Origin of the sequence: Stenotrophomonas thermophila, assembly GCF_001499715.1 — a bacterium.
In the GTDB taxonomy this organism is placed as follows: domain Bacteria; phylum Pseudomonadota; class Gammaproteobacteria; order Xanthomonadales; family Xanthomonadaceae; genus Stenotrophomonas; species Stenotrophomonas hibiscicola.
Genome location: NZ_CVIW01000064.1, coordinates 1 through 19,395, shown reverse-complemented (window position 1 = coordinate 19,395; position 19,395 = coordinate 1). Strand labels below are relative to the sequence as shown.

21 protein-coding genes are annotated in these 19,395 nt (G+C 67.1%); 11 read left to right on the top strand and 10 right to left on the bottom strand.

The window, feature by feature from the left end:
* The first annotated feature begins 125 nt into the window (after positions 1 to 125).
* The gene (locus BN1263_RS19365) at positions 126 to 629 is read left to right on the top strand and encodes a hypothetical protein (protein ID WP_058983500.1); all 504 of its coding nucleotides are present in this window, start codon (positions 126 to 128) and stop codon (positions 627 to 629) included.
* Between the two features lie 97 nt (positions 630 to 726).
* Here BN1263_RS19365 and BN1263_RS19360 read toward each other — a convergent pair whose 3' ends face one another.
* The 3 genes from BN1263_RS19360 to BN1263_RS19350 all read right to left on the bottom strand — a co-directional run bounded on the left by BN1263_RS19360 (position 727) and on the right by BN1263_RS19350 (position 3,452).
* Positions 727 to 1,116: a DUF488 domain-containing protein gene (locus BN1263_RS19360; RefSeq protein WP_058983499.1), complete on the bottom strand. Its 390-nt coding sequence runs from the start codon at positions 1,114 to 1,116 to the stop codon at positions 727 to 729.
* Positions 1,117 to 1,236: 120 nt separating this feature from the next.
* Entirely contained in the window at positions 1,237 to 2,031 is a 795-nt protein-coding gene (locus BN1263_RS19355) for a hypothetical protein (protein WP_058983496.1), read from the bottom strand.
* A 164-nt stretch (positions 2,032 to 2,195) separates the two neighbouring features.
* Entirely contained in the window at positions 2,196 to 3,452 is a 1,257-nt protein-coding gene (locus BN1263_RS19350; RefSeq protein ID WP_058983494.1) for a 6-phosphofructokinase, read from the bottom strand.
* Between the two features lie 136 nt (positions 3,453 to 3,588).
* Here BN1263_RS19350 and BN1263_RS19345 point away from each other — a divergent pair, with 136 nt between their 5' ends.
* From BN1263_RS19345 to BN1263_RS19335, 3 genes are all read left to right on the top strand, one after another.
* A complete protein-coding gene (locus tag BN1263_RS19345; RefSeq protein ID WP_019662016.1) occupies positions 3,589 to 4,152 on the top strand; it encodes an adenylate kinase in 564 nt (187 codons plus the stop codon).
* A gap of 331 nt (positions 4,153 to 4,483) precedes the next feature.
* The gene (mpl, locus tag BN1263_RS19340) at positions 4,484 to 5,848 is read left to right on the top strand and encodes a UDP-N-acetylmuramate:L-alanyl-gamma-D-glutamyl-meso-diaminopimelate ligase (RefSeq protein ID WP_058983493.1); all 1,365 of its coding nucleotides are present in this window, start codon (positions 4,484 to 4,486) and stop codon (positions 5,846 to 5,848) included.
* On the top strand, positions 5,845 to 6,423 hold the full coding sequence (locus BN1263_RS19335) for an LON peptidase substrate-binding domain-containing protein (protein ID WP_021203629.1): 579 nt from the start codon (positions 5,845 to 5,847) through the stop codon (positions 6,421 to 6,423). The genes mpl and BN1263_RS19335 overlap by 4 nt, the downstream gene beginning before the upstream one ends.
* A 208-nt stretch (positions 6,424 to 6,631) precedes the next feature.
* Here the strand turns inward: BN1263_RS19335 and BN1263_RS19330 are convergent, their stop codons facing one another.
* The gene (locus tag BN1263_RS19330; RefSeq protein ID WP_058983491.1) at positions 6,632 to 8,629 is read right to left on the bottom strand and encodes a bifunctional DedA family/phosphatase PAP2 family protein; all 1,998 of its coding nucleotides are present in this window, start codon (positions 8,627 to 8,629) and stop codon (positions 6,632 to 6,634) included.
* 85 nt (positions 8,630 to 8,714) lie between these two features.
* Here BN1263_RS19330 and BN1263_RS19325 point away from each other — a divergent pair, with 85 nt between their 5' ends.
* Positions 8,715 to 9,377 (top strand): serine/threonine-protein kinase, encoded by a 663-nt coding sequence (locus BN1263_RS19325; protein ID WP_058983488.1) that lies wholly within the window; start codon positions 8,715 to 8,717, stop codon positions 9,375 to 9,377.
* Positions 9,374 to 9,880 (top strand): DUF2867 domain-containing protein, encoded by a 507-nt coding sequence (locus BN1263_RS19320; RefSeq protein WP_058983486.1) that lies wholly within the window; start codon positions 9,374 to 9,376, stop codon positions 9,878 to 9,880. Before BN1263_RS19325 ends, BN1263_RS19320 begins: the two co-directional genes overlap by 4 nt.
* Before the next feature lie 51 nt (positions 9,881 to 9,931).
* Here BN1263_RS19320 and BN1263_RS19315 read toward each other — a convergent pair whose 3' ends face one another.
* Complete coding sequence (locus BN1263_RS19315) at positions 9,932 to 10,615, bottom strand: hypothetical protein (protein ID WP_058983485.1); 684 nt, start codon at positions 10,613 to 10,615, stop codon at positions 9,932 to 9,934.
* Between the two features lie 108 nt (positions 10,616 to 10,723).
* On the opposite strand from BN1263_RS19315, the gene BN1263_RS19310 reads away from it, so the two are divergent.
* Together BN1263_RS19310 and BN1263_RS19305 are read left to right on the top strand one after the other, a co-directional pair.
* Entirely contained in the window at positions 10,724 to 11,542 is an 819-nt protein-coding gene (locus BN1263_RS19310) for an SDR family oxidoreductase (protein WP_058983483.1), read from the top strand.
* Between the two features lie 83 nt (positions 11,543 to 11,625).
* Positions 11,626 to 12,582 (top strand): DUF3829 domain-containing protein, encoded by a 957-nt coding sequence (locus BN1263_RS19305; protein WP_171952682.1) that lies wholly within the window; start codon positions 11,626 to 11,628, stop codon positions 12,580 to 12,582.
* Between the two features lie 44 nt (positions 12,583 to 12,626).
* On the opposite strand, the gene BN1263_RS19300 is transcribed toward BN1263_RS19305, so the two are convergent.
* Entirely contained in the window at positions 12,627 to 13,499 is an 873-nt protein-coding gene (locus BN1263_RS19300; RefSeq protein ID WP_058983480.1) for an ion transporter, read from the bottom strand.
* Between the two features lie 63 nt (positions 13,500 to 13,562).
* Here BN1263_RS19300 and BN1263_RS19295 point away from each other — a divergent pair, with 63 nt between their 5' ends.
* Entirely contained in the window at positions 13,563 to 14,789 is a 1,227-nt protein-coding gene (locus BN1263_RS19295) for an acetylornithine transaminase (protein ID WP_058983478.1), read from the top strand.
* A gap of 93 nt (positions 14,790 to 14,882) precedes the next feature.
* Here the strand turns inward: BN1263_RS19295 and BN1263_RS19290 are convergent, their stop codons facing one another.
* The gene (locus tag BN1263_RS19290; RefSeq protein WP_058983476.1) at positions 14,883 to 15,485 is read right to left on the bottom strand and encodes an HAD-IA family hydrolase; all 603 of its coding nucleotides are present in this window, start codon (positions 15,483 to 15,485) and stop codon (positions 14,883 to 14,885) included.
* Between the two features lie 123 nt (positions 15,486 to 15,608).
* Here BN1263_RS19290 and azu point away from each other — a divergent pair, with 123 nt between their 5' ends.
* A complete protein-coding gene (gene azu, locus BN1263_RS19285) occupies positions 15,609 to 16,058 on the top strand; it encodes an azurin (protein ID WP_058983474.1) in 450 nt (149 codons plus the stop codon).
* 123 nt (positions 16,059 to 16,181) lie between these two features.
* Here azu and hemL read toward each other — a convergent pair whose 3' ends face one another.
* A complete protein-coding gene (hemL, locus tag BN1263_RS19280) occupies positions 16,182 to 17,471 on the bottom strand; it encodes a glutamate-1-semialdehyde 2,1-aminomutase (protein WP_058983472.1) in 1,290 nt (429 codons plus the stop codon).
* 16 nt (positions 17,472 to 17,487) lie between these two features.
* Entirely contained in the window at positions 17,488 to 18,114 is a 627-nt protein-coding gene (gene thiE, locus BN1263_RS19275) for a thiamine phosphate synthase (protein ID WP_058983470.1), read from the bottom strand.
* Positions 18,115 to 18,181: 67 nt separating this feature from the next.
* Here thiE and BN1263_RS19270 point away from each other — a divergent pair, with 67 nt between their 5' ends.
* Positions 18,182 to 18,373, top strand: a complete 192-nt coding sequence (locus BN1263_RS19270) for a rubredoxin (RefSeq protein ID WP_012512010.1) — start codon at positions 18,182 to 18,184, stop codon at positions 18,371 to 18,373.
* A gap of 39 nt (positions 18,374 to 18,412) precedes the next feature.
* Here the strand turns inward: BN1263_RS19270 and BN1263_RS19265 are convergent, their stop codons facing one another.
* Positions 18,413 to 19,258, bottom strand: a complete 846-nt coding sequence (locus BN1263_RS19265; protein WP_058983467.1) for a SirB1 family protein — start codon at positions 19,256 to 19,258, stop codon at positions 18,413 to 18,415.
* Positions 19,259 to 19,395: the final 137 nt, after the last annotated feature.

The following is a 19,395-nucleotide window of genomic DNA, read 5'->3' as shown; positions in this document are numbered from 1 at the left end:
GAACGCATCGCCATGCGCGCGGGCCCTGCCGCCGGGCCATGGGCACGATTCGAGAGCCATCAGGCCTTTGCGCCCCGTTAAGCCAGTCTCTGCAAGCCTGCGCACAGTCCCGTAGGAGATCCCACATGCGCCTGTCCCTGTTGATGCTTGCCGCCCTGGTCCCGGCCGTGCCGGCATTCGCCGCGGAAACCCCGGAACTGCAGCGTGCCGTGGGCGTGCCCCAGGCGGTGGGTGCGGTGCATACGTTGCGCCAGATCCCCGAGGCCTGCGCGCGGCTGGAAGGTGCGTTCACCGGCGACGCCGCCGCGCCCTACCGCTTCTCCGCCGTGCGTACCAGCGAACAGTGCCAGCCACGCGCGCGCTTCGTCGATTACACCAAGGCACAGCCGAGTGCCGACAAGGGCTGGAAGCTCAACGATGTGATCCGCGTGCCGAGCGCGGCTTGCCCGGCCCAACAGGCAGTGGTGCGGGTGTGGCGCCTGCCGTCGAGCAACAAGGTCGAGCTGGATGGGCAGGGCCAGTCGCGCATCTATCTGGAAGAGGCGAAGAAGCAGGCGGCTGCCGGCCAGATTCCGCAGGTGACGATGTTTGCCGCGCAGTTGCAGATGGAAGGCAAGGCCTGTAATTGAGGACGTTCGGTAGTGCGAATCCACGCATGGCGTGGATCTACTGAGGCCATCGGGCACGGCACCGGATAGATCCGGCCGTTGGCCGGCGACTCTGCAATCAATCCGCCAGCGTCGCCCCGCGCGCCACCAGCAGCTCGCGAAGCGCCTTGCGGTGGCAGTGCGCCTCATCCTCGCAGTAGCACCCCACGCTGAGGTCGCTGTGCTGCGACATCGCAGCCAGCAGGTCCAGCGCGTGGGCCGCATCCGGGGACTTCATCTCAGCCTTGTAGTGGCGGAAGAACGCGTTCCAGTCGGCGGCCGTTTTCGCCTCGTGCGCCTGCTTCACCAGTGCCGCGCTGGGTGACAGGGTCGGGAACCAGACGTCGTACCAGTCCTGCCGGGCGAACTCGCTGCGCGGCACGCCGCGCGGCGGGCGCCGCACGGTACCGATACGCAGCCCCTCGCCGGGTTGGCGTGGCGTTCCCAGTCGAACAACACGCAAGGCCATGATGATCTCCAGGCGGGGCGTCCATCATCCTGCGATGCTCGTGCGCCAGGCGTGAACCGCTGTGGAAAGGAAAAGGCCCGGGCGCCTGCGCACCCGGGCATTTTCCCCATGCTGCAGCAATCAGTTGCCGCGGCATTCCTTCAGCCACAACACACGTCCCACCTGGTCATAGCTGTCGACCACGCCGGTCAGCGTCACTTTCTCGCGCGGGCGCAGGGCCAGCGCATACGCGGCCTGGTTGGCTGCGAACGAGCAGGAAATGGCCACGCGCTCAAAGTCGATGCTGCCATCGCTGGGCAGGTCGAAGCTGGTGTTGTAGGTGCCGCCACTGCGCAGCACGGTGGTGATGCGACCGGTGATGGCGTAGGTCTTGCCCTTGTAGCGCGGCTCGATCGCGGCCGGGTTGTCCTTGTTCTGGTTGCGCAGCTGGAAGCCAAAGCGGTCGGCGGCGATCGTTACCACCGACGCCTGCGGAGTGGCCTTGGCCGCCTGTTCGCCAGCCTTGCCCGGCTTGACCTGGTTGAGCAGCTTGCACATTTCTTCGCGCACGCCATCGGCCGAGGCAATGGCGCCCTTGTTGACCTTCACCACCATGCCGACGGTACCCTGGCCGCCTTCGGAGGTGGCACTGATGATCATCGGGATCGGCTTGTGGGCCAACGATTCCGGCTCTTCGATCAGCATCGAGCCGCCTTCCACGTCCTCGCTGAGGACGTCCATGTTGGCGTTCTTGGCGATCACCCGCATCTGGCCGATGGCACTGGCCACGGTCAGGTCCGGATGGGTGACCGATGAAGTGAAGGTCGTGCCGACGAAGGGGTTGCCCTTCTTCTGGAAGTTGCTTTCGCAGGTCGCAGCGAAGGCGGGTGCGGCAGCACCGCACAGCAGCGCGGCGGTCAGGATCGGGTGCTTCATGGTTACAGTCCTTGTGAAATGGCAGCACAGGCCCGGGCCACGTGGCCGGGCAGCGTCGAATCTGGCTTGCGGCGGCCCCTTTGCCCCGGGCCGGAGCCCGATTGTGGGGCGCTTCGGTGGTCTCCGCAATGCGCCCTGTGCTCCGCACAGGGCGCAGGTGCACCTCAGCCTTCGAAGGCCGGCAGCCTCTGCTTCACCGCCACGTTCTTCAGGGTGACGTACTTCGGCAGGCCATCGGTGCCATACGGAAGCGGCGCTTCGCCCTTGATCAGCGGCGACAGGTAGGCGCGCGCCTTGGCGGTGATGCCGAAGCCGTCGCGGCGGATGAAGCCGGCGGGCATCTTCTTTTCATGGTTGGCAATCTTCGACAGCGGCGCCGCTTCGATCTTCCAGCGGTACGGTGCGTCGCTGCTGCGCACGATCACCGGCATCACCCCGTTCTGGCCCTTCAGCGCCAGCTGCACCGCGGCCTTGCCGACCGCCTGCGCCTGCTCCCAGTCGGTCCTGCTGGCCAGGTGGCGGGCCGAGCGCTGCAGGTAATCCGGCAGCGCCCAATGGACCTTCAGGCCCAGCTGGTCCTTGACCCGGCCAGCCAGGTGCGCGGCCACGCCGCCCAGCTGCGCGTGCCCGAATGAATCCTTGCCGCCGCCGGCGTCGGCAACAAAGCGGCCATCGGCGGTGGCGATGCCTTCCGACGCCACCACCACGCAGTAGCCGACGCGCTCGACCACGGCCTTGACCTTGGCCAGGAACGCCGCCTCGTCATAGGCGCGTTCGGGCAGCAGGATGATGTGCGGCGCCTCGTCATCGCCGTTGCCGGCCAAGCCGGCGGCCGCGGCCAGCCAGCCGGCGTGGCGGCCCATGGCCTCGTAGATGAAAACGCGGGTGGAGGTCTCGGCCATCGCCGCCACGTCCAGCGCCGCTTCGCGCACCGAGACGGCGGTGTACTTGGCCGCCGAGCCGAAACCGGGGCAGGTGTCGGTCACTGCCAGGTCGTTGTCGATGGTCTTGGGCACGCCAATGCAGGTCAGGTCGTAGCCGGAGGCCTTGGCCAGCTGCGAGACCTTCAGCGCGGTATCGGCCGAGTCGTTGCCACCGTTGTAGAGGAACCAGCGCACGTCGTGCGCGCGCAGCACCTTCAGCAGGCGGTCGTAGCGGGCGCGGTCGGCGTCCAGCGATTTCAGCTTGACCCGGCACGAGCCGAAGGCGCCGCCCGGGGTATGGGCGAGGGCGCGGATCGCGGCGGCGCTCTCCTTGCTGGTATCGATCAGCTCCTCGCGCAGGGCGCCGAGGATGCCGTTGCGGGCGGCCAGGACCTTGATGCCCTTGGCCCGCGCCTGCTCGATCACCGCCGCCGCCGTGGCGTTGATGACGGCGGTGACACCGCCGGACTGGGCATAAAGGAGAGTACCGTTGCGCATGCGTCTACCTGCTCGGGGGAGGGGACATTGCAGGGACATTACCCGGATGCGGTAAAGTGGCGCTATTGCGGTGCAGCGATACCGGACCGTCCGGGACGCGAACCTTCTTTGTTTTCAACACGTTGGAGTCAGGTCAATGCGATTGGTTCTGTTGGGACCGCCCGGTTCGGGCAAGGGGACACAGGCGACGCGCCTGAAGGAAAAGCTGGGGATCGCCCACATTTCGACCGGTGACATGCTGCGCGCGGAAATCGCCGCGGGCACGGAACTGGGGAAGCAGGCCAAGACGGTGATGGATGCCGGCAACCTGGTGTCGGATGACATCCTGCTGGGCATGCTCGAGTCGCGCCTGACCCAGGCCGATGTCGCCAAGGGCTTCATCCTCGATGGCTACCCGCGCAATGTGGCCCAGGCCAATGCGATGGACGGCCTGCTGGCCAAGATCGGCCAGCCGCTGGACGCGGTGGTGCAGCTGGACGTGCCCACCGAACTGCTGGTGGACCGCATCGCCGGCCGCGCCAAGGAGCAGGGCCGCGCCGATGACAACCCGGAAGCGGTGCGCCAGCGCCTGCAGGTCTACAACGAGCAGACCGCCCCGGTGGTGGACTTCTACGCTGGCCGCGGCACCCTGGCCCGGGTTGACGGCGTCGGTGAGCTGGACGAGATCGAAGCCCGCATCCTGGCGGCGATCAACGCCTGACCCGGCGGGGCCGGCGTGCTGCCGGCCGCACGGGCGCAGAAAAAAACACAGGCCTGGTCCGTGAGGATCAGGCCTGTGTCGTTTGATAGGCGCCAGCAGAGGGCTTGCTCAGGGCCCCGCAGCATGAGCTCCCTTGGGGATGGCCTCTTGGGGAGTAGGACCGGTTCGGGTACTGCGGCTGGCAGTTCGAATTGTGTCCGGGTTCACAGAACATCGCTATCGGGATTTCCCTGACAGATGATTGGAGTTTCCTCACATCCTGTGTAGGACTTGTCTTACCCAAGAGCGGACATTGGCCCTATACAGCCGTCATCGGTCACAATCCTCGGTCATGAGCAGCGTACATATCCTTGCAATTGCCGGCACCTTCATGGGCGGCGTGGCCGCCCTGGCGCGGGAACTGGGCCATACGGTCAGCGGCAGTGACCAGGCCATCTATCCGCCGATGTCCACCCAGCTCGAGCAGCTGGGTATCACCCTGGACCAGGGCTACCGCGCCGACAGCGTGCCACCGGGCACCGACGACGTGGTGATCGGCAACGCACTCTCACGCGGCAATGCCGCCGTTGAGGCCGTGCTCGACGCCGGCCAGCGCTATATCTCCGGTGCGCAGTGGCTGTCCGAGCAGGTGCTGCCGGGCCGCGATACACTGGCCGTGGCCGGCACCCACGGCAAGACCACCACTACCACCATCCTCACCTGGCTGCTGGAAAGCGCCGGTCGTTCTCCCGGTTTCCTGATCGGCGGCGTGGCCGAGGATTTCGGCGTCTCCGCCCGCCTGGGCCAGGGCCGCGAGTTCGTGGTCGAGGCCGACGAGTACGACACCGCCTTCTTCGACAAGCGCAGCAAGTTCGTGCACTACCGGCCGCTGGTGGCCATCCTCAACAACCTTGAATACGACCACGCCGACATCTTCCCGGACGTGGCCGCGATCCAGCGCCAGTTCCATCACCTGGTGCGCACGGTGCCGGCGCGTGGCCGACTGATCGTCAATGGCGAGGATCCGCATCTGGCCGAAGTGCTGGCGATGGGCTGCTGGACCCCGGTCGAGCGTTTCGGATTCGATCCGTCGCTGGAATGGCATGCCGAACTGCTGGCTGCCGATGGCAGCGCGTTCCGCGTGCACCACCGCGGGCAGGCACTGGGTGATGTGCAGTGGTCGTTGCTGGGCCGCCACAACGTGCTCAACGGCCTGGCGGCGCTGGCAGCCGCACATGCGGTGGGTGTTGCGCCGGCCGAGGTGATCCCGGCGCTGGCGCGCTTCCGCAGCGTCAAGCGCCGCATGGAAGTGATCGGCAGCCACGAGGGCATCACCGTCTACGACGATTTCGCCCACCACCCGACCGCAATCGCCACCACGCTGGAAGGGCTGCGCGCCAAGGTGGGCGATGCGCGCATCGTGGTCGCGATGGAGCCGCGCAGCAATTCGATGCGGCTGGGCGCACACGCGCAGGCGCTGGCCCCCTCGCTGGCGCTGGCCGATGAAGTGGTGTTCCTGCATCGCCCGGAACTGGCCTGGGATGCTGCTGCGGTGATCGCCGCAGTGCGTGGCGAAGCGCACGCGGTGCCCGATACCGACGCGCTGCTGGCGCAATTGCAGGCCAGCGCGCGCAGGGGTGACCACGTGGTGTTCATGTCCAACGGTGGCTTCGACGGCGCACCGCGCCGCTTCCTTGCCGCGCTGCAGGCCCGATGAGCGTCGACGGTTCGCTGCCGCTGTTTCCGCTGCACACCACGCTGGTGCCAGGTGCGGCGGTGGGCCTGCGCGTGTTCGAACGGCGCTACCTGGATCTGGTGCGCGACAGCGGCCGCAGTGGTGAGGGCTTTGGTGTCTGCCTGATCCTCGACGGCCAGGAAGTGGGAGCCCCGGCAACGCCGGCCGCGTATGGCGTGCAGGTACGCATCGAAGACTTCGATGTCGGCGCCGACGGCGTGCTGCAGTTGCGTCTGCGCGGCACCCGCCGTTTCCATGTCGAGCGCACACGCGTGCGTGACAACGGGCTGGTGGTAGCCGACGTGCGCTGGTGCGATGAAGACCCAGACGACGAACTGCGGCCGCAGCATGCCCTGCTGGCCACGGTGCTGGGGCACATCATCGAACAGGCCGGCGAGGCCTATGCGCCGGCCAACCCAGCGCTGCTGGACCAGGCCAGCTGGGTCGGCTGGCGGCTGGCCGAACTGCTGCCGCTGAGCGAGCAGCAGCGGTTGCAGCTGCTGCAGCTGGACGACCCGCACCAGCGTTTGCAGCAGTTGCTGGGCTGGATGCCGTAGCAGCCTGCCCCGGGTGGTGTGCGCCCTGGTGCACACGCTGGGGTATGCGGGGAATGCCATCCACGCATGGCGTGGATCTACTGGAACCCGCATCCACGCATGGCGTGGATCTACTGTAGAGCCGAGCGTATGCTCGGCTTGATGGATCCCGCGAAGGCAGCCGAGCATGGGCTCGGCTCTACAGTGGGTGGCTGCGCGCCGGTACCGGTCAGGGCGTGGTGGTCTTCAACCGCAGCACGGGCAACCCGGTTTCGCTGTGCACATCCTCGCGCTGCGGCAGGTCCTGCACGGCGTCCTTCACCGCGTTCAATGCCGGGTCGACACCACGCAGTGGATGCCACATGCCGATCCATTCGAAATGGCGCTGGTAGCGCAGGGTCTGCGCACTGCCCAGCCACAGTGGCGTGTTGCCCGGCTGCAACTGTGCAGGGGCTGGCCACAGGCGCAGTACGTAGCGCTCATCGCGATGTGCACCCTGGCGCACCATCAACAGCGCTTCCACGCGGGTGTCCAGCGTCGCCGGCAGCACCGGCAGGTCATCGGCGCCGGTGTTCTTGTCCAGCATCAGCAGCGCCTGCTGCCAGCCGGCCTGCTCCTGTCGCTTCCAGCCGCGCGCTTCCAGTTGCGCCTGCAGCGGTGCCAACGGACCGGCCACCTGCACGTCCAGCGGCCAGCGCTGGTCGTCGTCGAACTCGTTGCGGCGCGCCGGCAGCGTGGCCCAGTCGTGCTGCCACCAGGCCTGCGTGTCCATTGCCTGCGGGGGCGGCAGGGTCGGCTCGAAGCGTTCCAGCTTCACCGGGATGTTGCGCGGTGCGTACCACATCGCGGCGACGGCGAACACGCCGTAGAACAGCCACGCCACCGGCTTCACCCAGAACGAGCGGTTGAAGCGGCGGCGGTAGGCGATGCCCAGCACCAGCAGCCAGAACGTGCCGAACAACATGCCGCCGATCACGTCGCTCAGCCAATGCGCACCCAGGTACAGGCGCGAGAAGCCGATCAGGCTGACCACGATGCCCGACACCAGGTACGGCCAGACGCGGGTGCGGCCGGGCATCTCACGCGCGATCAACACTGCGAAGAAGCCGAAGGTGATGGTGGCCATGGTCACCGACACCGAAGGGAAGCCGAAGCCGCTGCTGGCGTCGACCGGGCGCACCACATCCACGGTGGCACCCAGCAGCATGGTCAGCGCCAGGCCGAAGGCGAGGGCGGCCAGCCAATGTGCGGCCGCCATCCAGCGCCGGCGCCAGATCAGGTAGCCCATCGCTGCAGCGGTGGCCGGCAGTAGTACCTGCCAGGCGCCCAGCGACGCCAGCGCGGCCATCGGGTAATCGGCCAGCGGGTTACGCAGCGCCAGCATGGCCTGGTGCACCAGCAGGTCGATCGCCAGCGGCTCGCCGTGCGCGACCACCACGGTCAACAATGCGAACCAGCCCCAGCCCAGTACCAGCAGCATCAACGCCAGCATCGCCAGCGGCACCGATTCACGGCGCTTGGGATCAAGCACGCCGACGGTATAGCGGCCCAGCGTGGGGTGGCGGTTGGACCAGTCCAGCAGGCGTGCCAACCAGTTGTCCATGCGCGCGGCCGACCAGCGGTAGCCGTACAGCACGATGGCCCAGACCAGGCCGAGGATCACCGCCAGCAGGCCGACCACCACCACCAGCCGACCGGCCACCGCGGCCACCGCGTCATAGGCCTCGCCAAGAATCCAGCCGGGGGCCAGGAACAGGACCGCCCATGAAATGCTGGCGATACCACTGGCCTGTACATAGCGGCTGGCTGGCATCTTCATCATGCCTGCGATGGCGGGCACGAATGGCCGGATCGCGCCGACGTAGCGTGCCACCAGGATGCTCTTGAAGGCATTGCGGCGGAACAGGTTTTCGCCGCGGTCGAGCAGCTGCGGGTAACGGCTGAACGGCCACACGCCGCGCAGGCGGTCGCCCCAGCGGCGGCCGATCCAGTAACTGATGCCATCGCCGGCAAACGCACCCAATGCCGCAGCCGCCACCGCGTACGGCCCGGAGATCTGGCCCAGGCCAATGAACACGCCCACCGCGAACAGCAGTGGCAGCGCCGGCACGATGGCGCCAAGAATGATGACCGCATCGCAGAAGGCGATGAGGAAGATAACGGCGCCCGCCAGCACGGGGTGAGCGGCAATCCACGCGAGCGTGGCGTCGATCCATGAAGAGTCCATTGCCCGATTATAGGGGCGTGAAGGTGACTGGTTCCCAGCCGCTTGGTGACCGTTTGCAACCAGTGCCATCGCCTAGAATGGGCCCATGCCGCATACGCCCGACGCTCAACCGCATGCTTTGAAGGCCGACAGCTTCGGCCGGATCCTCCTTGTGAATGGGCCCGATGGTCCCTTTGTGCGCCGTGATCTTGGTGCCACGCCGCTGTGGTTGCGGCTGCCTGCATGGTGGCTGGCCCGCCGCGAGGCCCGCGCGCTGCAGCACATTCACGGCATGGCCGATGTGCCGCAGCTGCTGGCCTGGAATGGCCATCACCTGGATCGCAGCTTCATGGCCGGCGACGCCATGTACCAGCGCCCACCGCGCGGCGACCTGGCCTGGTTCCGTTCCGCGCGCCGGCTGCTGCAGCAGCTGCATCGCAACGGCGTGGCCCACAACGATCTGGCCAAGGAGGCCAACTGGCTGGTCACTGAAGATGGACGGCCGGCGCTGATCGACTTCCAGCTGGCGGTGATCGGCAACCCGCGCTCGCGCTGGATGCGGCTGCTGGCGCGCGAGGACCTGCGCCACCTGCTCAAGCACAAGCGCATGTACTGCCGTGAATCGCTTACGCCGGTGGAGAAGCGGTTGCTCAAGCGCACCTCGTGGGTGCGCGAACTGTGGTTTGCTACCGGCAAGCCGGTCTACCGCTTCGTCACCCGCCGCATCCTGCATTGGGAAGACAACGAAGGGCAGGGGCCAAAGCCGTGAGCCGTGTGCAGGTGTTGACCAGCCCGCCGAGTGTGGGCAGCGTCTTGCACCCACAGCTGGCTGGCGCCGATTTCGTGCACGCCTGCCAGGCGACGACCCGTCGCGATGGGCGCTCGGCCCTGCAGGCCTACCGCGACATGGCCGCGACCATTCCCGGCTGGTTCGATGGGCTGATGGCGCTGCGCAACCACGGCATGCGCCTGCTGGGCATGAAGCATCTGGGTTCGTTGCGTGCAGTGCAGGTTGTTGAAGATCCTCAACCCGGCCAGCGGCTCGGCATCTTCACCCTGCAGTCGATGGATGACGATGCCATCGTGCTGGAAGACGACGACCGCCATCTTCGCGTGCAGCTGGCGCTGCAGTGGCAGGGCGACGTGCTGGAAGTGGCGACCGTGGTGCATACGCATAACGCCTTCGGGCGCGCGTACATGCTGCCGGTTGCGCCGGTGCACCGGTTGATCGTGCCGCATCTGCTGAAGAAGCAGGTGCAGGCATACCGGTGATTCGACACTGCGCTCGCCGGGCCATGCCCGGCGAGACGCGGCGTTTCCGGGTTACCGCGTCGCCGGCACGACCTGCTGGCCGATGAAGTTGCGCTTGGCGTCGAAGTCGTAGGCGATCTGCAACTGCCCGACATCCGGGCAGGCGTGGCAGTCGCGCAGCGGCGTGCGGTACAGCAGGCGGATGCCACCATTCTCCAACGGCGAGGCGCCGGCCGACTGCGCCGGTGCGAACGGCGTGGCTTGCGGGTTGGCCTTCAGCAGTTCCTGCACAGTTGGGTCGGCACGCAAGGTGTCGTCCAACTGCACGGCATCCACATCGATGCGCTTGCCGCTGGCATCGACCAGGCGGGTACCTTCATTGGTGTTGGCGCGGAACGGATACTCGACCGTGGCAATGCCCAGTCCTTCGTTCTCGTGCCACGCGGTCACATAGGCCAACTCACCGCCGGTGGACAACTGCTCGGCGGCGGTGATGGCCTCGGCACTGGCGCCACCGGCGCGCATCGCGTCGCGAAGGCAATCCCGGGTGACCGCGTTCTCGCCCTGGCGGCAGGCGTTGAGGTCGCCATCCCAGACCACCGCCTCGCTCCAGCGCATCTTGCCGTCGGCGGCGGCCTTCTCCGCGCTGGGCGTGTCACCGGCGGGTGGCTCCTTGCCGGGTTCCGGCGAACGGCCCTGGCAGGCAGTCAGCAGGGCAAGCCCCAAGGCAGGCAGCAACAGGCGGGAACGGCGCATGGCGTGTACCTCGTGCGTTGTCTGGAGGCCCGAGTATCGTCAAGGGCGGGTGAACTCCGCGTCGGCGCGGCATACTAGCGGCTCATTGCATACGCTGGAGTGCGGAACGTGGGCAGTCTGCAGGGCAAAACGCTTTTCATCACCGGTGCCTCGCGTGGCATCGGCCTGGCCATCGCACTGCGCGCCGCGCGCGACGGGGCCAACGTGGCGATCGCGGCCAAGTCGTCGGTGCCGAATCCGAAGCTGCCGGGCACCATCCACACCGCCGCCGAAGCGGTGACGGCTGCAGGCGGGCAGGGCCTGGCGCTGAAGTGCGACATCCGGGAGGAAGAGCAGGTGCAGGCGGCGGTGGCGGCCACGGTCGACACCTTCGGTGGCATCGACATCCTGATCAACAACGCCAGCGCGATCTGGTTGCGCGGCACGCTGGATACGCCGATGAAGCGTTTCGACCTGATGCAGCAGGTCAATTCGCGCGGCAGCTTCCTGTGCGCGCAGGCCTGCCTGCCGTACCTGCTGCAGGCGCCGAACCCGCACATCCTGACCCTGGCGCCGCCGCCGAGCCTGGAGCCGAAGTGGTGGGGCGCACATACCGGCTACACGCTGGCGAAGATGGGCATGAGCTTCGTCACCCTGGGCCTGGCCGCGGAATTCGGCCCGCAGGGCGTGGCGGTGAATGCGCTGTGGCCGCGCACCGTCATCGCCACCGATGCGATCAACATGATTCCGGGCGTGGATGCGGCTGGCTGCCGCACGCCACAGATCATGGCCGATGCCGCACACGCGGTGCTGGTGCGCGAAGCGGCCGGCTTCCATGGCCAGTTCCTGATCGACGATGACGTGCTGGCACAGGCGGGTATCACCGATCTGTCCGGCTATGCGGTGGACCCGTCGCGCGCGCTGTTGCCGGATCTGTTCCTGGATTGAGCTGGTTCCTGAAACGGGGAAGCCCTCGTCAGGACAACGCTGGTGCCGTACTGTCTCTCCCCTGTACAACATGGATGTCCCGTATGAGTCATTCCGCCGCTTGTCGCCGTCTGCTGGTGTTTCCCGTCCTTTGTCTGCTGCTGTCGGCCTGCAGCGATGCGGGAGTCGGGTCTGGCTCTGGCTCTGGCTTGCGCGAACGCAAAGCCAGCGCCTATGCAAAGTGCCGAGATGCGATGGAACTGAGCGTTCGGGGGGGATTTGAACGATATACAAGCTGGATGAAGGACGCTGACGCGGGTCCGACGGGAACGGAGACAGCCCCGCGTGGACCGGGCTGGAGTGCCAATGACGTCGAGTACGACTGTGGCAACGCGGTGACGGAGGCATTGGAGCGGCAGCCCCCCGTCACCTTCGACGCGGCAGCCCGGCAGTACCATCAGGCGCTGCTGGCCTTGCAGGCCGTCGCTGAGCCTGTTGATCGTTATTATCGTCGTGAAGAATTCCGTCGTGACGGCGGCGCGGGCATGCGCCGCCAGCACGCTGCCCTGATGCAGGCTTACGCGAGGTACTTTGCAGCGAACGAAGTGCTGGATGCTGCCCTGCATCAGCACGACCTTGCCTACCGCGCTGAGTTGCTGGCGAGGATGGAGGGATATCAGGGAAGGTCCACGGACTACTACGCACTACGTTTCGTGGGTGAAGGCCGTGATCTGGTGCGCTCGCTGCGGGGGCCGACGCCAGACCTGGTAGCTGCACGCAACCAACTGCAGCAGTATCAGACCATGCTCCAGCAAGCGCAGAGCAGTGGCATCGGCAAAGATGTGGCGGCGTGGCGCCTGTTCGAGCTTTCCGCCGACACCTTGGTCAGTGAAGCCTGGCATCGTGTCGAGCGATTGGAAAAGGGCCAGCCGATTGTCGAGCAGGATCCGGCGGTGCTGTTGCCTGGTATGCGGCCCAGGGTGTATGCGTCCCCTGGCGCCCTGTCGCGACTGAACGATGCCTATGGTGACCTGGCTGCGGCAAGCGGCCGCCTTCCCTGATCCCATTCCCCGGACCATGGTCCACGCACCTGGGCATGCTGGCCTCAGCTGTTGAACGTTTCGGGAAGGATCCCACCGCACTTGCGGCAGTGCCGCGAATCCGGTTCATGCCCCTCCAGCCCGCAATGCGGGCAGCCGCGGGCATCACGGCGCGCGGCCAGTTCGGCCTCGCGCATGGTGCTGGCCAGTTCGGCGGTGTAGATGCCGGTGGGCACGGCGATGATGCTGTAGCCGATCAGGATCAGCACTGAGGTGACGAAGCGGCCGAGCACGGTCTGCGGCACGATGTCACCGAAGCCGACCGTGGCCATGGTCACCACCGCCCAGTACATGCTGGCCGGGATGTTGGTGAAACCGTGTTCGGGGCCCTCGATCACGTACATCAGCGCACCGGCGATGATGGTGATGGTGATCACCGTGAACAGGAATACCAGCACCTTGCGCCGGCTGCGCCACAGCGACGTCATCAGGACGCCGCTTTCCTCGATGTAGCGGGTCAGCTTCAGGATGCGGAACACCCGCAGGATGCGCAGCGCGCGCACCACCAGCAGGCTCTGCGCGCCGGGGATGAACATCGACAGGTAGGCGGGCAGGATCGACAGCAGGTCGATGATGCCCCAGATGCTCACTGCATACCGCAGCGGGCGCTTGACCACCGCCAGCCGCAGCAGGTACTCGGCGGTGAAGATGATCGTGAAGCCCCATTCCAGGATGTACAGGCCGGTGGACCATTCGGCATGCAGGTGCTGCACGCTGTCGATCATCACCACCAGGATGCTGGCGACGATCGCCACCACCAGGATCAGGTCGAAATTGCGCGAAGGGCGGGTGTCATGGCGGTAGATGATGTCGAACCACCGACGGCGCCAGCCGGTCTCGGTGGCGGGGTTGAGCTGGGGAGCGGAAAACGGTCGCATGGGCGCATTGTGCCGCAGGGGTTCCGGCGCGAGAATGGGCATTCCTGAACCCTGCCGACTGCCATGACCGCCGCGACTGATCCGCTGATTTCCCTTTCGCACTACTACCTGCCGGTCTACAAGCCCCGCCAGGTGGTACTGGAGCGCGGCCAGGGCGCCCGTGTGTGGGACAGCCAGGGCCGTGAGTTCATCGATCTGGCCGCCGGCATCGCCGTGTGTGGCCTCGGCCACAACGATCCGGACCTGGTGGCCGCGCTGGTCGAGCAGGCCGGCAAGCTCTGGCACACCAGCAACGTGTTCTACAGCGCGCCGCCGCTGCACTTGGCCGAGGAGCTGGTCAAGGCCAGCCGCTTCGCCGAGCGCGTGTTCCTGTGCAATTCCGGCGCCGAAGCCAACGAAGTGGCGATCAAGATGGTCCGCAAGTGGGCCTCCAGCCAGGGCCGCCCGGCCGACAAGCGGGTGATCATCACCTTCCGCGGCAGCTTCCACGGTCGCACCATGGGCGCAGTGACCGCTACTGCCCAGCCGAAGTACCAGGAAGGCTACGAGCCGCTGCCCGGTGGCTTCCGCTACATCGATTTCAACGATGAGGTGCAGCTGGAAACCGCAATGGCCGCCGGTGACGTGGCGGCGGTGCTGCTGGAGCCGATCCAGGGCGAGGGCGGCGTGATGCCGGCCAAGTCCGGCTTCCTCAAGCGCGTGCGCGAACTGTGCGACCAGCACAACGCGCTGCTGGTGCTGGACGAGATCCAGGCCGGCATGGGCCGCACCGGCACGCTGTTCGCGCACTGGCAGGACGAGGTGGTGCCGGACATGGTCACCTTGGCCAAGGCGCTGGGTGGCGGCTTCCCGATCGGTGCGATGCTGGCCGGCCCGAAGGTGGCCGAAACCATGCAGTTCGGTGCGCACGGCACCACCTTCGGTGGCAACCCTCTGGCCGCCGCGGTCGCACGCGTTGCGCTGCGAAAGCTGGCCTCGGCGGAGATCGCCGCCAATGTCAGCCGCCAGTCGAAGGCGCTGCGCGATGGCTTTGCGCGCATCAACGAAGAATTCGGCGTGTTCTGCGACGTGCGTGGCCGCGGCCTGATGCTGGGCGCGGTGCTGGGCAAGGACTTCGCCGGCCAGGCCGGGGCGATCCTCGACCATGCCGCCGAGCAGGGCCTGCTGACCCTGCAGGCCGGCCCGGACGTGCTGCGCTTCGTGCCGTCGTTGAACATCACCGACGAAGAAGTGGCCGAAGGCCTGAAGCGCCTGCGCGCGGCGATTGCAGCGTTCATTGCCGCGCGCTGAAGCCTGCCGAGGCATCGGTAGAGCCGAGCGTACGCTCGGCTCATCGCGATGTCAGGCAACAGGAGCCGAGCATGGGCTCGGCTCTACAGCACGTCACGCGACCCGATAGCGCTTCAACACCTTGCCCAATCCACGGCCATCGCGCACGGTTTCCGCGTGCAGGCCGGCAGCGCGTGCGCCGCGCACATTGGCGAACAGGTCATCAATGAACAGCGTGTGCGAAGGCGCCACGCCGAGTACCTCAAGCGTGCGCAGGAATACTTCCGGTGCGGGTTTGCGCAGGCCGAAATCGGCGCTGCAGAACACGCGCTCCCGCAGGGCCGGGAACAGGTCCGGCAGCAGGGCGGGCAAGGCCTGCTGCATCAGCGCGCCGTTGTTGGTCAGCACCGCCATCGGCAGCTTCAGCGCCTGCAGCCGCCGCAGCACGGCGAACTGCGGATGGCTGGCGGCCTGGCGTGCGGCGGTCCATGTCGCCAGATCGACCGTCCTGCACAGCAGCGCGCCCAGACGCGCCAGATAGGCCGGACCATCCAGCGTGCCATTGTCATGTGCCGCTTCCAGGCCGCTGTCATACAACGCGGCCTGCACGGTCTGCGTCGGAACCTGCAGTGCTTGGGCCAGGTGCAGCACGCGCTGCGCGCGCTGGTACTGCACCAGTACGCCATCCACATCCAGCAGCAACAGGTCGATCCGCATCGGCCGAGCATGCCATTGCGATGTGTGCGCGGGAAACCCTGGAGCTGCCATGCGACAGACGGTCGCAGCCGGGCGGGCATAGGCCTGCCTAGAATGGCGCTCGAATCCGCAGGAGATGCAACGATGAAGGCTTGGGTGGTGGCAGTGGGATTGGGCGCGCTGATGCTGGCGCCGTCGGCGATGGCGCGGGTGTGTGCGGTGAGCATCGACAGCACCGACCAGATGAGCTTCAGCAGCCGCGAGATCAAGGTCGCCGCCGACTGCACCGCCGTGGACCTGACCCTGCGCCACACCGGCAAGCTGGCCGCTACCGCGATGGGCCACAACTGGGTGCTGACCCGCACTGCCGATTACCAGCCGGTGGCGATGGCGGGCATGCGCATGACGCTGGCTGACAGCTACCTGCCAAAGGCCGACAAGCGCGTGCTGGCGCACACCAAGGTGATCGGCGGTGGCGAGACCGCGCGCGTGCGCTTCTCCACCCAGGGCCTGCAGAAGGGCGGTGACTACACCTTCTTCTGCTCGTTCCCCGGCCACTTCGCGATGATGAAGGGCAAGTTCGTCTTCGGTTGAGCAGCCACGCATGGCGTGGCTCTACCAGTAGATCCACACCATGCGTGGATGAAAAAAGGGGACGGAGGGGATTAAGTCGTTTGTGCACAAACGACTTAATCCCCTCCGTCCCCTTTTCTGCGATCAGCCCTTGGCAGCCTTGAACGCCACGCGTGCTGCGGCCAGCGTCGCCTCGATCACGGCATCGTCGTGGGCGCTGGACAGGAAGCCGGCCTCGTACGCCGACGGGGCCAGGAACACGCCCTGGTCCAGCATCGCGTGGAAGAAGCGGTTGAACGCCGGAATGTCACAGGCGGTGGCCTGCGCATAGGTCTCGACCTTCTCGCTGGTGAAGAACAGCCCGAACATCGCACCCACGCAGGTGGTGGTCACGGCCACACCGGCGTCGGCGGCGGCCGCTTCCAGACCCGCACACAGGCGTGCGGTGCGCTCGGCCAGGTCGGCGTGGAAACCCGGCTGCTGGACCAGCTCCAGCATCGCCAGGCCAGCGGCCATCGCCACCGGATTGCCGCTCAGCGTACCGGCCTGGTAGATCGGGCCGGCCGGTGCGATCTGCTGCATCAGCTCGCGACGACCGCCGTAGGCGCCCACCGGCATGCCGCCGCCGATGATCTTGCCGAAGGTGGTCAGGTCCGGGGTGATGCCGTAGTGCGCCTGTGCACCGCCGAGGGCGACGCGGAAGCCGGTCATCACTTCGTCGAAGATCAGCAGCGCGCCGTGCTGCGTGCACAGTGCGCGCAGGTGCTGCAGGTAGCCCTCGCGCGGCGGGATGCAGTTGGCATTGCCGACCACCGGTTCGATGATCAGCCCGGCGATGTCGTCGCCCTGCTGCGCGAACAGCGCGGTGGCCGCTTCGAAGTCGTTGTAGGGCAGGGTCAGGGTCAGTTCGCTCAGCCCGGCCGGGACGCCCGGCGAGGTTGGCACGCCCAGGGTCAGCATGCCGCTGCCGGCCTTGACCAGGAACGAGTCGCCGTGGCCGTGGTAGCAGCCTTCGAACTTGACGATGCGGTTGCGGCCGGTGGCGCCACGCGCCAGCCGGATCGCCGACAGCGTGGCCTCGGTGCCGGAGTTGACCATGCGCACCATCTCGCACGACGGCACCAGGCGGGTGATGGTCTCGGCCATGGTCACTTCGGCTGCGCACGGCGCACCGAAGGACAGGCCGTTGTCGATCGCCTTCTTCACCGCCTGGCGCACCGCCGGGTGGTTGTGGCCGACGATCATCGGGCCCCAGGAACCGACGTAGTCGATGTAGCGGTTGCCGTCGACGTCGTACAGGTAGGCGCCGTCGGCGCGTTCGACGAAGAACGGCTCGCCGCCGACCGACTTGAACGCGCGCACCGGCGAATTGACGCCGCCCGGCAGCAGCTGCTGGGCGCGGGAGAACAGAGCGTGGGACTGGTCGTGGTTCATGGGGCTTTCCTGGGCGTTACGCGAACTGGGCGAGGTAGGCGCGCTGGGTCGCGACCGGGTCTTCGGCGGCGAACACGCTGCTGACCACGGCCACCAGGTCGGCGCCGGCGTCGATGATGGGACCGACATTGTCCGGCGTCAGCCCGCCGATCGCCACCCGTGGCACGCCCAGTGCGGCGCTCTGCCGCAGCAGGTCGGTATCCGCGCGGCTGGTGGTGACCTTGGTAGTGGTAGGGAAGAACGCGCCGAAGGCCACGTAGCTGGCACCGGCGGCCACGGCCTTCTCGGCATTTGCCAGCTGGTCGTAGCAGGAAGCGCCGATGATGGCCTCGGCGCCGAGCAGCGCACGCGCGCTTGGGATGTCACCGTCGGTGCCGCCCAGGTGCACGCCAGCCGCGCCCAGCGCCTTCGCCAGCGCCGGGTCGTCGTTGATGATCAGCGGTACGCCGTAGTGTGCGCACAGCGCCTGCAGCGCGATTGCCTGCTCCTGCCGGAGTGCGTCGCTGGCGGTCTTGTTGCGGTACTGCAGCCAGGTGGCGCCAGCGGCCAGCAGCGGCGCGGTACGGGCCAGCAGGCGCGCGGTATCGGGCTCGTCCGGGGTGATCAGGTAGACGCCGCGGGGCGCCGGGGAAGCAGAAGTCATCGATGGCTACCGGTGAGTGGACCGCGATGGGACAATGGCGGCCCGTGAATCCAGCCGTGATTATCCGATGAGCGATGCTACCCCCACCACCTTGCGCACCTGGATGTGCGTGGTTTGCGGCTTCCTGTACAGCGAAGCGGAGGGCCTGCCGGAGGAGGGCATCGCGCCGGGGACGCGCTGGGAGGACATTCCAGAGACCTGGACCTGCCCGGACTGCGGGGTCACCAAGGCCGATTTCGAGATGGTCGAGGTCGATTGACCTAGCCTTGGGTGCGGGCCGGCCCACACGCCGGCACCCTCAATGCAGCCGCGGCACCGGCCCGCCGAGGTCGATCAGCTTCTCGCGCAGCCACTGCGCATCGCTGGCCTCGGGATTGCGCTTCAGGTACTGCCCCAGGTCGTGGCGGGCACCGGCCAGATAATCGAGCTGCAGATAGGCCAGGCCGCGGTCGCGCAGCGCGTCGTCCTGCTCCGGGGCCAGCTTCAGCAGGCGGTCGGCACTGCGTGCAGCGCGGCCCCATTCGCCGGCCTCGGCGTAGACGCCGTGCAGGTTACGCAGCATGCGCATCAGGATCGCGCGCGCCGGCGCCGGGTCGAGGATCTGCGCCAGCACCTGGTCATCGGGCATCTGCCCGCCCAGGTGTGATTTGGCCCGCTCGCGCAGTTCGTCCACATCCAGTGGGCGGCCACCATTGAACGGGTCCATCACCAGCACGCCGTCGTCCACCGGCAGGCGCACCAGGAAATGGCCGGGGAAGGACACGCCGTCGAGCGGGATCCCCAGCCGTCGCGACACTTCCATCTGCACCAGCGCCAGCGAGATCGGGTTGCCCAGGCGCCGCTCGAACACCTGGTTGAGATAGCTGTTGCGCGGATCGTAGTACTTGTCGTGGTCGCCGCTGTAGCCCAGCTCGTCGAACAGGTGGCGGTTGATCGCCGCCATCTTCAATGGACTGTTGTCGATGCTCTCCACTTCCGAGCGGAGGTGGTCGACGTGGCTCTGGATCAGCGCGTCGTAGGTGGACGGCTGCAGATCGGGGTATTCATCGCGCGCGATCAGCAGCGCGGTCGGCAACAGTGGCAGCGCCTCATCTTCGAGGTCGGCCAGTGCATCCCAGTCGGGGAGTGTGATCCGGTCCTGCATGGCCACAGACTGGCGTCATTCGCAGGCGGTTTCAAGCGGCGCCGCGTGAATTCCTCATGTCATTGTTTCCCCATCCACGCATGGCGTGGATCTACCGCAGATCGCGAAATGTGTCGAAGGCGGGGTGGGTCCGGTTG

Bases quoted from the DNA above. Each gene is read 5' to 3' on its own strand.
- BN1263_RS19365 (WP_058983500.1), top strand. From the start codon at position 126: ATGCGCCTGTCCCTGTTGATGCTTGCCGCCCTGGTCCCGGCCGTGCCG.
- BN1263_RS19360 (WP_058983499.1), bottom strand. From the start codon at position 1,116: ATGGCCTTGCGTGTTGTTCGACTGGGAACGCCACGCCAACCCGGCGAG.
- BN1263_RS19355 (WP_058983496.1), bottom strand. From the start codon at position 2,031: ATGAAGCACCCGATCCTGACCGCCGCGCTGCTGTGCGGTGCTGCCGCA.
- BN1263_RS19350 (WP_058983494.1), bottom strand. From the start codon at position 3,452: ATGCGCAACGGTACTCTCCTTTATGCCCAGTCCGGCGGTGTCACCGCC.
- BN1263_RS19345 (WP_019662016.1), top strand. From the start codon at position 3,589: ATGCGATTGGTTCTGTTGGGACCGCCCGGTTCGGGCAAGGGGACACAG.
- mpl (WP_058983493.1), top strand. From the start codon at position 4,484: ATGAGCAGCGTACATATCCTTGCAATTGCCGGCACCTTCATGGGCGGC.
- BN1263_RS19335 (WP_021203629.1), top strand. From the start codon at position 5,845: ATGAGCGTCGACGGTTCGCTGCCGCTGTTTCCGCTGCACACCACGCTG.
- BN1263_RS19330 (WP_058983491.1), bottom strand. From the start codon at position 8,629: ATGGACTCTTCATGGATCGACGCCACGCTCGCGTGGATTGCCGCTCAC.
- BN1263_RS19325 (WP_058983488.1), top strand. From the start codon at position 8,715: ATGCCGCATACGCCCGACGCTCAACCGCATGCTTTGAAGGCCGACAGC.
- BN1263_RS19315 (WP_058983485.1), bottom strand. From the start codon at position 10,615: ATGCGCCGTTCCCGCCTGTTGCTGCCTGCCTTGGGGCTTGCCCTGCTG.
- BN1263_RS19305 (WP_171952682.1), top strand. From the start codon at position 11,626: ATGAGTCATTCCGCCGCTTGTCGCCGTCTGCTGGTGTTTCCCGTCCTT.
- BN1263_RS19300 (WP_058983480.1), bottom strand. From the start codon at position 13,499: ATGCGACCGTTTTCCGCTCCCCAGCTCAACCCCGCCACCGAGACCGGC.
- BN1263_RS19295 (WP_058983478.1), top strand. From the start codon at position 13,563: ATGACCGCCGCGACTGATCCGCTGATTTCCCTTTCGCACTACTACCTG.
- BN1263_RS19290 (WP_058983476.1), bottom strand. From the start codon at position 15,485: ATGCGGATCGACCTGTTGCTGCTGGATGTGGATGGCGTACTGGTGCAG.
- azu (WP_058983474.1), top strand. From the start codon at position 15,609: ATGAAGGCTTGGGTGGTGGCAGTGGGATTGGGCGCGCTGATGCTGGCG.
- hemL (WP_058983472.1), bottom strand. From the start codon at position 17,471: ATGAACCACGACCAGTCCCACGCTCTGTTCTCCCGCGCCCAGCAGCTG.
- thiE (WP_058983470.1), bottom strand. From the start codon at position 18,114: ATGACTTCTGCTTCCCCGGCGCCCCGCGGCGTCTACCTGATCACCCCG.
- BN1263_RS19270 (WP_012512010.1), top strand. From the start codon at position 18,182: ATGAGCGATGCTACCCCCACCACCTTGCGCACCTGGATGTGCGTGGTT.
- BN1263_RS19265 (WP_058983467.1), bottom strand. From the start codon at position 19,258: ATGCAGGACCGGATCACACTCCCCGACTGGGATGCACTGGCCGACCTC.